Source organism: Brenneria goodwinii (assembly GCF_002291445.1).
In the GTDB taxonomy this organism is placed as follows: Bacteria; Pseudomonadota; Gammaproteobacteria; order Enterobacterales; family Enterobacteriaceae; genus Brenneria; species Brenneria goodwinii.
Genome location: NZ_CP014137.1, coordinates 1,770,029 through 1,785,261, shown reverse-complemented (window position 1 = coordinate 1,785,261; position 15,233 = coordinate 1,770,029). Strand labels below are relative to the sequence as shown.

Genomic DNA, 15,233 nt, shown 5'->3' with positions numbered 1-15,233 from the left:
ATCAGTGAGTTATGTTGTTTCCCGTCATAACCTGCTGTTCTTGAAGAATAATATGACGCCTGTGAAGGCGGCACTCAGAGGTTGCTCAATGAGCGAAAAGTTACAGAAAGTATTAGCACGGGCCGGTCATGGTTCACGCCGTGAAATAGAAGGTATGATTCAAGCCGGCCGCGTCAGCGTTGACGGTAAAATTGCGACGCTCGGTGACCGGGTTGAAGTGAACAAAGCCACTAAAATCCGCATTGACGGCCATGTGGTTTCCGTCAAGGAAACCGAAGAGACCGTCTGCCGCGTTCTTATCTATTACAAGCCGGAAGGCGAGCTGTGTACGCGTAGCGATCCTGACGGGCGTCCGACGGTGTTTGACCGTCTACCCAAGATACAGGGTTCTCGTTGGGTGGCGGTAGGGCGCCTGGATGTGAATACGTCAGGTTTGCTGCTATTCACTACGGACGGCGAACTGGCGAATCGCTTGATGCACCCCAGCCGCGAGGTTGAACGTGAGTATGCCGTGCGGGTATTCGGTGAAGTCAACGATGAGAAGATTAAACAGCTGAGCAAAGGCGTGCAGTTGGAAGACGGTCCGGCATCCTTCCGTACTATCCGCTATCAGGGCGGGGAAGGTCTTAACCAATGGTATAACGTGACGCTGACGGAAGGGCGTAACCGTGAGGTTCGCCGCCTATGGGAAGCGGTCGGCGTGCAGGTCAGCCGTCTGATACGCGTTCGCTACGGCGATATCCCGTTACCTAAAGGCTTGCCGCGCGGCGGTTGGTCGGAAATGTCGTTGGAAAGCCTGAACTATCTGCGTGAGCTGGTGCAGTTACCACCGGAGACGGTGACCAAATTGCCCGTCGAGCGTGAGCGTCGCCGGGTAAAAGCGAATCAGATTCGTCGGGCGATAAAACGCAGCAGCCAGGTTGCGCCGGCGCGGCGGACGTCGTCAAAACCGACGCGGACGCGAAACGGCCAATCTTAAACTCTCGTCATTCCCGCGCAGGCGGGAATCAGCCGAGGGTTGTTACGGTTTCAGCAGGAGCTCCCCGCCTACTGCCGCGGGGATGACGGGGTGTATTTTATTACGGGGATGAAGGCGGCGGTATTCACACCGGCGATTCCGTTACCAGTCAATCCCCTGTTGCGCTTTGATGCCGGCTTCAAAGGCGTGTTTTACCGGCCGCATCTCGGTGACGGTGTCCGCCATCTCCAGTAAATCGCGGTGGCACCCTCGTCCGGTGACGATCGCCGTTTGTCCTGCCGGGCGATTACGCAGTGCAGTGACAACCTCATCCAACTCAAGATAGCCATAGCTGACCATATAGGTCAGTTCATCCAGCACCACCAGATCCAATTGGGGATCCGCCAGCATACGTTTGCCGTGCTGCCAAACTTTTTGCGCGGCCTCGGTATCCGTCTGGCGATTTTGCGTTTCCCAGGTGAAGCCAGTCGCCATAACCTGAAATTCAACGCCGTGTTTTTGCAGCAGGTTTTTCTCGCCGTTCGGCCATTCGCCTTTGATGAACTGGATAACGCCGGCCCGTAAACCATGGCCTATCGCTCGGGTTACGGTGCCAAAAGCCGCGGTGGTTTTCCCTTTGCCGTTGCCGGTGAAAATCATCAGGATGCCGCGTATTTCGTTCGCGGCGGCGATGCGGGCATCGACCTTTTCTTTAATACGTTGCTGACGTTGTTGGTGACGGTCATCACTCATGCTGCGTTTTCTCCTGACTATTCGGCTGGGCCTGGTTTTCTACCTGGTTGCGCATCAAAGCTCATTCCCGTTTTTCGGCGGCTGTCGTCACCCATCAGGTAGAGATACAGCGGCATGATATCCGCCGGGGTTTTTAGTTTTTCTGCGTCTTCATCGGGAAATGCCGATGCGCGCATGCTGGTACGCGTACCGCCAGGATTGATACAGTTTACCCGCAGATTTTGCTGGCGGTATTCGTCGGCCAATACCTGCATCATGCCTTCGGTGGCGAACTTTGACACGGAATAGGCGCCCCAGCCGGCACGGCCCTGGCGACCCACGCTGGAGCTGGTAAACACCAGCGAAGGGCTGGAGGATTTCAGCAACAAGGGCAGCAAAGCCTGCGTCAGCATGAAGGCGGCATTGACGTTCACCTGCATCACATCGTGCCAGATGTCTGCCGACTGCCGCGTCATCGGCGCAATTTCTCCCAATAGTCCGGCATTGTGCAGCACCCCGTCAAGACGAGGGATAGTCTGGGCTAACTCATCGGCGATCTGAAAAAATTGCGCCGAACGGGTGGTTAACATATCGCAGACGATGACGTGCGCTTTAGCGCCGCTTTCTTCCTGAATCTGTTGGCTCACCGCCTGTAGTTTACTTTCAGTGCGGCCCAGCAGGACAAGGCGGGCGCCGAAGCGGGCATAGGTAAGCGCCGCTTCACGGCCGATACCATCGCCGGCGCCGGTAACCAGAATGATTCGTTGTTGCAGCAGGTCGTTTTTGGGCTGGTAATACACGGGCAATTCCTCTTGCAGACGTACCGGATACCTTTATGAATACGCGTGGTATCGCTATGCCAGTCGCTGGCTGAAAAGGCATCCAATAGGATGAAGATGACGGATTTATGCCTTAAATAAGCGTCGTTTTCAATGAGACTGAGACCATTTCCTGGCGCATGTGCGCTAAAAAGCAGCGGAAAGCGCGGAAACGGAACAAATAACATCGCCATCTTGCATGGCATACGCTAGGTTAAAGGTTTCGCTTACGATATTGATCTTAGTTGGTCAGTATAATCAACGTGATATTTTAATATTCGGTTAATGAGGGCGGTATTTGTGGAATTACTTTCTCAGTACGGTTTATTCCTGGCTAAAGCGCTCACCATCGTTGTCGCCATCGGCGCGCTAGTGGTTTTGGTCTTCGGTATGGCGCAGCGTAAACGTCAGCGTAAAGGTGAATTACAGGTCGTCAATCTGGGGGAACAGTACCGTGATATGCAGCGGGATATGCAGATGGCGTACATGAGCGAAGCCGAGCGCAAGCGGCTATCCAAGCAAGAGAAAAAGAAAGAAAAAGCCACCGCCAGGCAAGAGAAACAACGCGTCAAGCGCGGCGATGAAAACCCCTCGAAACCCTGTCTGTATGTGTTGGATTTCAACGGCAGTATGGATGCCGGTGAAGTGAGTTCCCTGCGTGAAGAGGTTTCGGCGATACTTGCGGTCGCCAAACCGGAGGACGAAGTTTTGTTGCGGCTGGAAAGCCCCGGCGGCGTGGTGCATGGTTACGGCCTTGCCGCTTCGCAACTGCAACGGTTGCGTCAGAGCGGGATCCGGCTGACGGTGGCGGTTGATAAAGTGGCCGCCAGCGGCGGGTACATGATGGCCTGCGTCGCCGACCGTATTGTCGCGGCGCCGTTTGCGATTGTCGGATCCATCGGCGTGGTGGCGCAGATCCCTAACTTCAATCGTCTGTTGAAAAATAAGGATATCGATGTCGAATTGCACACGGCGGGCGAGTTTAAACGCACGTTAACGCTGTTTGGCGAAAACACGGAACAAGGGCGGGAAAAGTTCCGCGAAGAGTTGAACATTACGCACGGCTTGTTTAAACAATTCGTTCACCAGATGCGTCCGTCGCTGGATATTGATGCCGTGGCGACCGGCGAGCATTGGTTTGGCACCCAGGCCAAGGATCTGGGGTTGGTTGATGCGATAGGCACCAGCGACGATTTGCTGATTGCCGAGATGGCCAATCATGACGTGCTCGGCGTACGTTATACACGCCGCAAGCGTCTGATCGACCGTTTGACGGGGAGTTCGGGAGATGCCCTTGAAAGGTTGATGCTGCGCTGGTGGCAGCGAGGGAATAATCCACTGCTGTGATGAAGGCCGTTCAAACGGTGTTTATGTTCATCGCCCGCGCCAGCCGCGGGCGATGGCGATTAATCGATCAGGTAATATTTTTCCGACAGCACATGGGCCAAGTGTTTGAACATGTTAAACACGGCGGTGGTTTTCAATGTCGGCAAGCCGTTGTCATCGAGAAAAAACTCGCCGCGAAAAACCAGCACGTTATTTTTCTGCTCGACATCGTTCGCCGCCATGCCATGCAGATAGTCGCCGTGATTTTTGATAATGGCATTGGCTTCGGCGAGCAGCGTTTGGCGGTCGATCGGGGATCTTTCTTTGGTCATCTGAATTTCATCGGACATGGGTTACATACTCCAAAAATATTTTGCAAAGCGATCTTGCGTGCATCAAGCGCGTCTTGGCGTGATGGGTGATAGTACGCCATAACGGCCCGGGTGTTATCCATGATTGTACTTCTCTGGCATATTTTCTCGCAAATGTACTAAGTTTTAGTCACTTGCCGGTCGATACTGTGATCGACACGGAGTGGATAAAACGGTTTTTCCATGCTAATTAGGTTGCGTGACGTCATTTATCAGGTAGAGTGTGGGATTTTGCGCGGTCAGTGGAATTAATTCTTTACGTCATGGCGGGTTGTATTTATTTGATATTGGAATAAACGCGTGACTATTCAGACCGGACATAAGGATTACGCAAGGTTTTCCGCGTGGAAAACCTTCACCGGTAATGAACAGGCGTACTGCGGCGTTATCTACAATTAATCGAGTATCCGCCCTTGTTTATTTAGGCGGATGCCCCCAAAAGAAATCTGATTTTCAGAAGAATTCAGCAGGTAATAGTACATATGGGTAAAGCTCTCGTTATAGTTGAGTCCCCGGCAAAAGCCAAAACGATCAATAAGTATTTAGGCAATGCCTACGTGGTGAAATCCAGCGTCGGTCATGTGCGCGATTTGCCGACCAGTGGCTCAGCCAGTAAGAAGAGCGCGGACTCAACCAAAGACAAAACGAAAAAAACCGTCAAAAAGGATGAGAAATCCGCGCTGGTGAATCGCATGGGCGTCGATCCTTATCACGGGTGGAAGGCGAATTATGAAATTTTGCCCGGTAAAGAGAAGGTCGTTTCCGAATTAAAAACGCTGGCGGAGAATGCCGAACATATCTATCTCGCAACCGACCTTGACCGCGAAGGGGAAGCCATTGCCTGGCACCTGCGGGAAATCATCGGCGGCGACGATAATCGCTTTAGTCGCGTCGTTTTTAATGAAATCACCAAGAATGCGATCCAGCAGGCGTTTGATAATCCGGACAAGTTAAATATCGATCGCGTTAATGCCCAACAGGCCCGCCGGTTTATGGATCGGGTGGTGGGTTATATGGTTTCGCCGCTGCTGTGGAAAAAAATCGCGCGCGGGCTGTCGGCGGGGCGCGTTCAGTCGGTTGCGGTACGTCTGATTGTCGACCGCGAGCGTGAAATCAAGGCATTTGTGCCTGAAGAGTATTGGGAACTGCATACCGACTTGCTGGCGGGGAGCGATACCCAACTACAAATGCAGGTCACGCACTATAACGGTAAGCCGTTTAAGCCGGTTAATAAAACGCAGACGGAAGCCGCCGTCGGCCTGTTGGAAAAGGCTCGCTATGCGGTGGCGGAGCGTGAAGATAAGCCAACCAGCAGTAAACCGGGCGCGCCGTTTATCACGTCTACGCTGCAGCAGGCCGCCAGCACGCGTTTGGGTTTTGGCGTGAAAAAAACCATGATGATGGCGCAGCGCCTGTATGAAGCGGGCCACATTACCTACATGCGTACCGATTCAACCAATCTGAGTCAGGATGCGCTGAGCATGGTGCGTGATTATATCGGCAAAGAATTTGGTAAAAATTATCTGCCTGATGCGGCGAACCATTACAGCAACAAAGAGAATTCCCAGGAAGCGCACGAAGCTATTAGGCCTTCCGATGTGAAAGTGGTCGCCGAGCATCTGAAGGATATGGAAGCGGATGCGCAGAAGTTGTATCAGCTGATTTGGCGCCAGTTCGTGGCTTGTCAGATGACGCCGGCGAAATACGATTCCACCACGCTGATTGTCAACGCGGCTGATTACCAGCTGCGCGCCAAAGGGCGCACCCTGCGTTTCGACGGCTGGACGAAAGTTATGCCGGCGCTGCGTAAAAACGATGAGGATCGTACGTTGCCGATGGTCGCCGTCGGCGAACAACTGGCGTTGCAGAAGTTGCTGCCGGCTCAGCACTTTACCAAGCCGCCGGCACGCTATAGCGATGCATCCCTGGTTAAAGAGTTGGAGAAGCGCGGTATCGGCCGGCCTTCCACCTATGCATCGATTATCTCCACCATTCAGGATCGTGGTTATGTCCGGGTGGAAAACCGTCGTTTCTATGCGGAGAAAATGGGCGAGATAGTGACCGATCGCCTGGAAGAAAACTTCCGTGAACTGATGAGTTACGATTTCACCGCCCGCATGGAAAGCAGCCTGGACCAGGTGGCGAACAATCAGGCGCAGTGGAAAGCGGTGCTGGACGAGTTTTTTGCCGAGTTCAGCCAACAATTGGAAACCGCGGAGCAGGATCCCGAAAAGGGCGGTATGCGGCCTAATCAAATGATTCTGACCAGCATCGATTGTCCGAGCTGTGGGCGCAAAATGGGCATTCGTACCGCCAGCACCGGAGTCTTCCTCGGGTGTTCCGGCTACGCGTTGCCGCCGAAAGAGCGTTGTAAAACCACCATCAATCTGATCCCTGAAGCCGAAGTGCTTAACGTACTGGAAGGGGATGATGCGGAAACCAATGCGTTGCGCGCCCGTCGCCGCTGTCCTAAATGCGGCACGGCGATGGACAGCTATTTGATTGATAACCAACGCAAGCTGCATGTCTGCGGTAACAACCCGGCGTGCGATGGCTATGAGATTGAAAGCGGCGAGTTCCGTATTAAAGGCTACGACGGCCCGGTGGTTGAATGTGAAAAATGCGGGTCGGAAATGCATATGAAAATGGGCCGATTTGGGAAGTATATGGCCTGTACCAACGAAAGCTGCGGCAATACGCGTAAAATTCTGCGCAATGGCGAGGTCGCGCCGCCGAAGGAAGATCCGGTTCCTTTGCCGGAGCTGCCGTGTGAGAAATCCGATGCCTATTTCGTCTTGCGTGACGGCGCGGCGGGTATTTTCCTGGCGGCCAATACTTTCCCTAAATCCCGCGAGACGCGTGCGCCGTTGGTAGAAGAACTGGTGCGCTTTAAAGATCGTCTGCCGGAGAAAATGCGTTATCTGGCCGAGGCGCCGGTAGTTGATAAAGATGGCAATAAAACCATGGTGCGCTTTAGCCGCAAGACCAAACAGCAGTATGTGGCGTCTGAGAAAGAGGGCAAAGCAACCGGATGGTCAGCCTTCTATGTTGATGGCAAATGGGTCGAAGGGAAGAAGTAACCCTTTCTGCAAATGATGCGCTTGTATCAAGCCAGCCTTTTTAGGCTGGCTTTTTTGATCTGGGTAAGGGGATGGCGATTTAGCTGAGAGGATAATCGTTCATTGATATACCCTTTATCCTTTACGGTGTAGTGGCGTTGGTCTGCGTTGTTATCTCAGTTACGTGGTTGATTAATGACAAGGATATGCCGGCGGTCGGCTTTTGCTTGAAATTGGGCGGCAAGAGAATATTTTTTGCCACGGCAGATCACCGTTTCTTCTATAGACGCTTCAATAGTGGTTATATAAAAACTATTTTTATGATTAAATGACATTAATTGATGAAAATCTGCACCAGATTGTTACGGTGTGAAAAAATATTTCAGCAAATGGAACATCGTCGGATTTGGGATGACGTGCGCATAATTCAATTGAAAATGGGATAAATTATGAAACTGCAACAGCTTCGTTATATTGTTGAAGTTGTTAATCACAACCTGAATGTGTCTTCTACCGCGGAAGGGTTGTATACCTCTCAGCCTGGGATCAGTAAACAGGTCAGAATGTTAGAGGATGAACTGGGAATTCAGATCTTTGCCCGTAGCGGAAAACATCTGACGCAGGTGACGCCAGCCGGACAGGAAGTTATTCGAATTGCGCGTGAAGTCCTTTCAAAAGTCGATGCCATTAAGGCTGTTGCCGGCGAACATACTTATCCGGACAAAGGTTCGCTGTATGTCGCCACGACACATACCCAGGCTCGCTATGCGTTACCCCAGGTGATCAAGGGGTTCATTGAACGTTATCCCCGGGTCTCCCTGCATATGCATCAGGGTTCGCCAACGCAGATTGCCGAGGCTGTGGCTAAGGGCTCGGCCGATTTCGCCATTGCCACGGAAGCGCTGCATCTTTATGACGACTTGATCATGCTGCCTTGTTACCACTGGAACCGCGCCATCGTGGTTAAACCCGATCATCCGCTGGCGTCGAAAACGGATATCTCTATCGAGGAACTGGCCTCTTATCCGATCGTCACCTACACCTTTGGCTTCACCGGCCGTTCTGAACTCGATACCGCCTTCAACCGCGCCGGTTTGACGCCGCGCATCGTGTTTACCGCAACCGATGCGGATGTTATCAAGACCTATGTGCGTCTGGGGCTGGGTATTGGGGTGATCGCCAATATGGCCGTCGATCCGCAGATCGAAACCGATCTGGTGAAGATCAATGCAAGCCAGATATTTAGCTATAGCACCACCAAAATCGGCTTCCGCCGCAGCACGTTCCTCAGAAGCTACATGTATGACTTCATTCAGCGTTTTGCGCCGCATCTGACGCGTGATGTGGTGGATACCGCCGTGGCGCTGCGTTCGAATGAAGAAATTGAAGCCATGTTTAAAGACATCACGCTGCCTGTAAAATAGCGGGCAATCGGGCGGAGCCGTTTCCCGGCTCTGTATCCCGCGCCTTAAACGAACGACATCGCTCGCCAACGGCCGCTCCCGGACTCGGACAGGTTATCCTCTCGAGCGGCAGGTCTTTATGGGTAAACCTTCTCTTTGTACTCGCAGAGATCTTCAATCAGGCAGGAACCGCAGCGGGGCTTACGGGCGATACAGGTATATCTGCCGTGCAGGATCAGCCAGTGATGGCAATCGACTTTAAACTCGGCCGGCACCACCTTAAGCAGTTTTTCTTCCACCTGTTCGACATTTTTACCCGGCGCAAAGCCCGTGCGGTTGCAGACGCGAAAAATATGCGTATCGACGGCAATGGTCGGCCAGCCGAACGCGGTATTCAGCACGACATTCGCGGTTTTACGTCCGACGCCGGGCAGCGCTTCCAGCGCGGCGCGGTCTTCCGGCACCTGGCTTTGGTGTTGTTCAATAAGAATGCGGCAGGTTTTGATCACGTTTTCGGCTTTGCTATTAAACAGGCCGATGGTCTTGATGTAGCTTTTTACTCCTTCAACGCCCAACGCGAGCATGGCTTCTGGCGTATTGGCGACGGGATAGAGTTTCGCCGTCGCCTTATTGACGCTCACATCGGTTGCCTGCGCGGAAAGTAAAACGGCGATCAGCAGTTCAAATGGCGTCGTGAATTTCAGCTCTGTGGTGGGATGAGGATTGTTCGCGCGTAATCGGCTTAAAATCTCAATCCGTTTTTGTTTGTTCATAATGTTTCCCCGGCCACGCCAGTGGAAGAGGATTTGGCGTTTTCGGCAATCCTGGCTTTACGTTGTTTCATTTTTTCATCAATCAGATACTTGGCCGCCAACATCAGTCCCAAGCCGATAAACGCGCCGGGAGGAAGCATGGCGAGCAGGAACGGCGAATCCAGATGAACGACTTCAATGCGCAGCGCTTTGGCCCAGTCGCCCAATAGTAAATCAGCGCCGTCGAATAACGTGCCGTTACCCACCAATTCACGCAGCGCGCCCAGCACAAACAGCGCGCTGGTGGCGCCTAACCCCATGGCCAGACCGTCCAGCGCGGAAAGCCCTACGGGGTTTTTAGAGGCGAACGCTTCCGCTCGGCCGATAACGATACAGTTGGTGGTGATCAGCGGAATAAAGATACCCAGCGATTGGTATAACCCATATGCGTAAGCATTGATCAGCATCTGTACCGAGCTGACGACGGATGCGATCAACATGATATAAATCGGGATGCGGATTTCCGCCGGAACCCAACGCCGCAGCGCCGAGACCGCGACATTGGTTAAAACCAGCACCAGCGTCGTAGCCAGTCCCAACCCCAATGCGTTGGTGGCGGTTGAGGAAACCGCTAACAGCGGGCAAAGTCCAAGCAACTGCACCAGTGCCGAATTGTTTTTCCATAATCCCTGAACTAAAAGATGTTTAACGTCACTCATTGGCTCTCTCCACACTTCGGCAGGGAAGTCAGTTGCGGCGGCAAGGTTTCCAGGTACAGCGCGCTGCGTTTGATGCTGTTGATTACCGCCCGGGGAGTAATGGTCGCCCCGGTAAACTGATCGAACATGCCGCCCTCTTTTTTTACTGCCCAGCGAGCATCTGCGCCGCTTTGTACCTGCTGTCCGCTAAAACGCGTGATCCAGTCTGAAACGCGGATATCAATTTTATCGCCTAATCCCGGGGTTTCATGATGTTCGGTTACGCGAGCGCCCAGCACATTGCCGCTAAAGTCCGCGCCGATCAGCAAATAGATAGCGCCAGAGTAGCCGTCCGGCGCGCTGCTTTCCACTGCGGCCGCGACGGGTTCGCCATCTTTGCGCGCGATGAATACCCGGCGTGCGGACGCCGATCCTAGCGCCTGGTCGGTGACAATGTAACATTCCTGCTGCATGTCGTTATTGTATCTGTCGGCGGGAACGACCTGATCTAACAATTTTTTTTGCTCTAATGCCGTTTGATGGGCGATGGTCGGCGTGGTCAAATTATTGATCACCGCCGTCAAAGCGGTGGTGCCGGCGGCGAAGAGCGCCAGTGTCGTCGCGTGGCGGCGCATCGTGGTTAACATGGCGGCTCCTTAGCGATGATGGCCGTAAGCGCGAGGCTTGGTGTAATAGTCAATCAGCGGCACGGTAATATTCGCCAGCAGGACCGCAAAGGCAACGCCATCGGGATAACCGCCGTACGTTCTGATTAACCAGACCAGCAGGCCGATCAGCGCGCCGAAAATCAGACGGCCGCGATAGGTGGTCGACGCCGTGACCGGATCGGTGGCGATAAAGAATGCGCCCAGCATGGTGGCGCCGGAGAATAGATGCAACAGCGGCGGCGCATATCTTTCAGGCGACAGCATCCAGCCGAGTGACGCGCATAGCATCAAGGTAAAGAGAAAGCTAAAGGGGATGTGCCAGTGAATGGTTCCCCGTTGCAACAGAAATAGACCGCCGATCAGAAAACCGATGTTTACCCACTGCCAGCCAACGCCCGCCAATGCGGCGGAAAATAACGGTTGCTGCAGGATCTGTTGCGGATACTGGCCTGATCGTAATGCCGTTTTAAAGGTATCCAGAGGCGTCGCCTGGCTGATGCCGTCCACGGTTTGCATCAGCTGCTGTACCGAATGCCCCGACGGCGTATGACCGGTAGCAATGGTCAACAGCGTATCGTAGAAACCGAGGGGAATGCTTTGCAGCGCGGCCGGAGGCAGCCAGCTCGTCATTTGAACCGGAAACGAGATCAGCAACACCACATAGCCGATCATCGCCGGGTTAAACGGATTTTGTCCCAGGCCGCCATAGAGTTGCTTGGCAATCACAATAGCGAATGCCGTGCCCATCACCACCATCCACCAGGGGGCCAGCGGCGGCAGACTGATGCCGAGCAGGATACCGGTCAGTAAGGCCGAGTTGTCGGCCAGGTTCGCGCGGACGTTAAACTTCCTTAGTGACAATGTCACTGATTCCGCCGCAATCGCGGTAACCGCGGCCAGGATAACCTGAATCAGGTTACCGTAACCAAAGAAATAATACTGCGCCAGCATGCCGGGAACGCAGGCTATGATCACCAGCAACATAAGGCGCTGAGTGCGCTGCTGATTATGTGTAAATGGTGAACTTGCAATCTTGAAAGCCATTTATTCCTCTTGATACTTCGATGATGCAAGCGCTGCTTTACGCGCTTTCACGCGAGCGATGGCCGCGGCGACGGCGGCCTTGCGCGGATCGATTGGCTCATCGTTGGCCGGATTGTCAGGGGATTGTGCAGCAGGGGCTACCGATGCGGCTTGGTTAGTTTCAGCCTGCTGCGCCGCTTTCCGCGCCTTCACCCGAGCGATGGCTGCGGCGACGGCGGCCTTGCGCGGATCGATTGGCTCATCGTTGGCCGGGTGGTCGGGGGATTGCGCAGCAGGGGCTACCGGCGCGGCTTGGTTAGTTTCAGCCTGCTGCGCCGCTTTCCGCGCCTTCACGCGAGCGATAGCCGCGGCGACGGCGGCCTTGCGCGGATCGATTGACTCATCGTTAGCCGGATTGTCAGGTGATTGCGCAGCAGGGACTACCGGCGCGGCTACGTTGGTTTCAGCCTGCTGCGCCGCTTTACGCGCCTTCACCCGAGCGATAGCCTCAGCGACGGCGGCCTTGCGTGGATCATCGGTTTCGTTAGCGGCGCGGGTTTCAACGGCGACCGGCTTATTGATTCGCGCCTGAGCCTTACGTGCGGCGCGTGCGGCGATAACCGCGCTATTATCCGGTTGCTGGCCCGGTATAACTTCAATATCCGACGACGATTTCGCCTTACGCACTCTTGCCAATGCGGCCTGTATCGCCTGCTTGTCACTGTCGCCAATACTGACGGCAGCCTGTTTATGACGCTGTTCTCGCGCCAGTTTTTCACGCTCAAGACGCGCTTTCTTGGCTTCAAAACGCGCTTTAGCCTGCGCGGCGCGCAGGGCTTCTTCATCAATGGCCCGGATTTCCGCTTTTTCCTGACGGTAATATTGCACCAGCGGGATATTGCTAGGGCAGACATAGGCGCACGCGCCACATTCGATGCAGTCAAACAGGTGGTGATCGCGCGCTTTTTCGTGCTCTTGACCCCGGCTGAACCAGTACAGTTGCTGGGGCAGCAATCCGGCCGGACAGGCATCGGCGCATTTGCTGCAGCGGATACAGGATTGCTCTGCGGCCACAGGTTCGATTTCCGAATAGGAGGGCGCAAGAATGCAGTTGCTGATTTTGACGATAGGTACATCCAGCGACGGCAGGGTAAAGCCCATCAAGGGGCCACCCATAATGACCATCGGCTGCTGGCTGATGTGGAATCCGGCGTGTTTCAGCAAATGACGAACCGGGGTTCCCAATCTGGCCCAGATATTTCCCGGCTGTTGCAAGGCTTCGCCCGTCAGGGTGACGACGCGTTCGGTCAGCGGTTCGCCGTCGATAATGGCGCGTTTAATGGCGAAGGCCGTTCCGACATTCTGCATCAGTATGCCAATGGCGGCGGAGTGTTTGCCAAAGGGAACTTCTTTGCCGGTCAGAATCTTGGTGAGCTGTTTGGCGCCGCCGGACGGGTATTTGGTCGGAATCACGCGCAGTTGGATAGCCGAGCGCGGGGGCAGAGCCTGCCGCAGCGCGGCAATGGCTTCGGGCTTATTATCCTCTATACCGATCAGAATACGCTGTGGCTGTAACAGGTAGGCAAGGATATCGATGCCCTGCATGATCTCATCGGCATGCTCCTGCATTAATCGGTCGTCGGCGGTGATATAGGGTTCACATTCGGCGGCATTGACGATCAGCGTTTCAATACCGCGCATCCCGCCCTGCAACTTGGCGGCGGTTGGGAATCCGGCGCCGCCTAACCCGGCAATCCCCGCCTGATGCAGATGGGCGAGCAGGGTATCCACGGCGTGCGAACGATAGTCGCGCAAGGCGCGGCGTTCACACCAGCGATCTTCGCCATCCGGCGTGATAAATACGCTCAATTCAGGCAAGGCGGAAGGGTGCGCGGTCATGTGCTGACGAATGGCGCTGACCGTGCCGGAGGTCGGCGCATGAACCGGTAATGTTCTGCCTTTCCCCACCGTCAGCGGTTGGCCGCGCAGCACCCTGTCGCCGACCTGCACGCACAGTTCACCTTCCGGCCCGAGATGTTGCTTGAGCGGAATAATAAACTGTTCCGGCAGCGGTACGGCGCGCAGCGGAACCCGGCTGGACTGGGTTTTCATTTCCGGCGGATGAATACCGCCGTTGAAATCCCAAATCCGCGCCTCTTTTATAACGGGTTTATCGCCCGTTTCCCCGCGGGCCGTCTCTAGCGGCGTTGAAAATCGCTCCAGGCGATTTGTTAAAGCGGCAAACAGCTTAAGCATGGTGTTCTACTTGAATAACGCGAACGGGAATGGCGTTGAGATCCCATTTCCAGTTTTCGGGAGTCGGGGCGACGGGCCGCAGCGAGATGCAATCAGTCGGGCAAGGGGAAACGCACAGATCGCAGCCGGTGCAGAGGTCGCTGACCACGGTATGCACCGCTTTGGTACTGCCGACGATAGCATCTACCGGACAAGCCTGAATGCATTTAGTGCAGCCGATGCAGTTGCTTTCATCAATCCAGGCCACTTGTCGTTCCGGCTTCAGCACCGCGCCGTCGCCGTCGAGCGGCTGTGGTTCGATGTTCAGCTTTTCGGCCAGCTTCAGCATCATCGCTTCGCCGCCGGGCACGCATTTATTGATTTTTTCGCCGTTCAGGGAAATGGCCTCGGCATAGGGCCGGCAGCCGGGATAGCCGCACTGTCCGCACTGGCTTTGCGGCAGCATGGCTTCCACCTGTTCGACGACAGGATCGTCCTCGACCTGAAAACGGCGCGACGCATAGCCCAGAATCAGGCCAAAAAATAGGGAGAGTAAGCTGAGAGCCGCAATGGCGATCCAAATAGCCGTCATTAGAATTTCACCAGACCGGTAAAGCCCATAAAGGCCAGTGACATCAACCCGGCGGTAATCAGCGCGATCGACGAACCGCGGAAGGGAGCGGGAACATCGGAAACCGCCAGGCGTTCACGGATGGCGGCAAACAGCACCATAACTAAAGAAAACCCGGCCGCCGCGCCGAAACCATAGATAGTTGATTGCAGAAAACCATGGGACATATTGACATTGAGCAGTACAACCCCCAAAACGGCGCAGTTGGTGGTGATCAACGGCAGAAAGATGCCCAATAGGCGATAAAGTTCCGGGCTGGTCTTACGTACCACCAACTCGGAAAATTGAACGACCACCGCCAATACCAGAATGAACGCCATCGTGCGCAGGTAGACGATGTTGAGCGGCAATAAGATAAATTCATTGACGATCCACGAACACATGGAGCCCACGGTCATCACGAATGTGGTGGCCAACCCCATGCCGATAGCCGTCTCCAGCCGTTTGGAGACGCCCATAAACGGGCACAGCCCCAGAAACTTCACCAGAACGAAATTATTAACCAGAAGGGCGCTAACAAATAACAATGCGTATTCAGTCATTACTCTGCCTAAGAAAC

14 protein-coding genes are annotated in these 15,233 nt (G+C 54.4%); 4 read left to right on the top strand and 10 right to left on the bottom strand.

Features of this window, described 5'->3' with window-relative positions; translation table 11 throughout:
- The first annotated feature begins 88 nt into the window (after positions 1 to 88).
- Positions 89 to 979: a 23S rRNA pseudouridine(2605) synthase RluB gene (gene rluB / locus ACN28R_RS07950; RefSeq protein WP_095834114.1), complete on the top strand. Its 891-nt coding sequence runs from the start codon at positions 89 to 91 to the stop codon at positions 977 to 979.
- A 141-nt stretch (positions 980 to 1,120) separates the two neighbouring features.
- Here the strand turns inward: rluB and cobO are convergent, their stop codons facing one another.
- On the bottom strand, positions 1,121 to 1,711 hold the full coding sequence (gene cobO, locus ACN28R_RS07945; RefSeq protein ID WP_095834113.1) for a cob(I)yrinic acid a,c-diamide adenosyltransferase: 591 nt from the start codon (positions 1,709 to 1,711) through the stop codon (positions 1,121 to 1,123).
- A 17-nt stretch (positions 1,712 to 1,728) separates the two neighbouring features.
- A complete protein-coding gene (locus ACN28R_RS07940; RefSeq protein WP_095834112.1) occupies positions 1,729 to 2,490 on the bottom strand; it encodes a YciK family oxidoreductase in 762 nt (253 codons plus the stop codon).
- 318 nt (positions 2,491 to 2,808) lie between these two features.
- Between ACN28R_RS07940 and sohB the strand changes: the two genes are divergently transcribed.
- Entirely contained in the window at positions 2,809 to 3,855 is a 1,047-nt protein-coding gene (gene sohB, locus ACN28R_RS07935) for a protease SohB (protein ID WP_095834111.1), read from the top strand.
- 59 nt (positions 3,856 to 3,914) lie between these two features.
- Here sohB and ACN28R_RS07930 read toward each other — a convergent pair whose 3' ends face one another.
- A complete protein-coding gene (locus ACN28R_RS07930) occupies positions 3,915 to 4,184 on the bottom strand; it encodes a YciN family protein (protein WP_095834110.1) in 270 nt (89 codons plus the stop codon).
- 503 nt (positions 4,185 to 4,687) lie between these two features.
- Between ACN28R_RS07930 and topA the strand changes: the two genes are divergently transcribed.
- Together topA and cysB are read left to right on the top strand one after the other, a co-directional pair.
- Positions 4,688 to 7,285, top strand: coding sequence for a type I DNA topoisomerase (gene topA / locus ACN28R_RS07925; RefSeq protein ID WP_095834109.1), 2,598 nt, complete (start codon positions 4,688 to 4,690; stop codon positions 7,283 to 7,285).
- A 428-nt stretch (positions 7,286 to 7,713) separates the two neighbouring features.
- On the top strand, positions 7,714 to 8,688 hold the full coding sequence (gene cysB, locus ACN28R_RS07920) for an HTH-type transcriptional regulator CysB (protein ID WP_048638914.1): 975 nt from the start codon (positions 7,714 to 7,716) through the stop codon (positions 8,686 to 8,688).
- 116 nt (positions 8,689 to 8,804) lie between these two features.
- On the opposite strand, the gene nth is transcribed toward cysB, so the two are convergent.
- The 7 genes from nth to rsxA are packed head-to-tail and all read right to left on the bottom strand — an operon-like array spanning position 8,805 to position 15,216.
- Positions 8,805 to 9,440 (bottom strand): endonuclease III, encoded by a 636-nt coding sequence (gene nth, locus ACN28R_RS07915; protein ID WP_048638913.1) that lies wholly within the window; start codon positions 9,438 to 9,440, stop codon positions 8,805 to 8,807.
- Positions 9,437 to 10,138 (bottom strand): electron transport complex subunit E, encoded by a 702-nt coding sequence (locus ACN28R_RS07910; RefSeq protein WP_048638912.1) that lies wholly within the window; start codon positions 10,136 to 10,138, stop codon positions 9,437 to 9,439. Before ACN28R_RS07910 ends, nth begins: the two co-directional genes overlap by 4 nt.
- A complete protein-coding gene (gene rsxG / locus ACN28R_RS07905) occupies positions 10,135 to 10,764 on the bottom strand; it encodes an electron transport complex subunit RsxG (RefSeq protein WP_048638911.1) in 630 nt (209 codons plus the stop codon). The genes ACN28R_RS07910 and rsxG overlap by 4 nt, the downstream gene beginning before the upstream one ends.
- Positions 10,765 to 10,773: 9 nt before the next feature.
- Positions 10,774 to 11,829 (bottom strand): electron transport complex subunit RsxD, encoded by a 1,056-nt coding sequence (rsxD, locus tag ACN28R_RS07900; RefSeq protein WP_095834108.1) that lies wholly within the window; start codon positions 11,827 to 11,829, stop codon positions 10,774 to 10,776.
- Positions 11,830 to 14,064 (bottom strand): electron transport complex subunit RsxC, encoded by a 2,235-nt coding sequence (rsxC, locus tag ACN28R_RS07895; protein ID WP_095834107.1) that lies wholly within the window; start codon positions 14,062 to 14,064, stop codon positions 11,830 to 11,832.
- A complete protein-coding gene (rsxB, locus tag ACN28R_RS07890) occupies positions 14,057 to 14,635 on the bottom strand; it encodes an electron transport complex subunit RsxB (protein ID WP_048638909.1) in 579 nt (192 codons plus the stop codon). Before rsxB ends, rsxC begins: the two co-directional genes overlap by 8 nt.
- The gene (gene rsxA / locus ACN28R_RS07885; RefSeq protein WP_048638908.1) at positions 14,635 to 15,216 is read right to left on the bottom strand and encodes an electron transport complex subunit RsxA; all 582 of its coding nucleotides are present in this window, start codon (positions 15,214 to 15,216) and stop codon (positions 14,635 to 14,637) included. Before rsxA ends, rsxB begins: the two co-directional genes overlap by 1 nt.
- Positions 15,217 to 15,233: the final 17 nt, after the last annotated feature.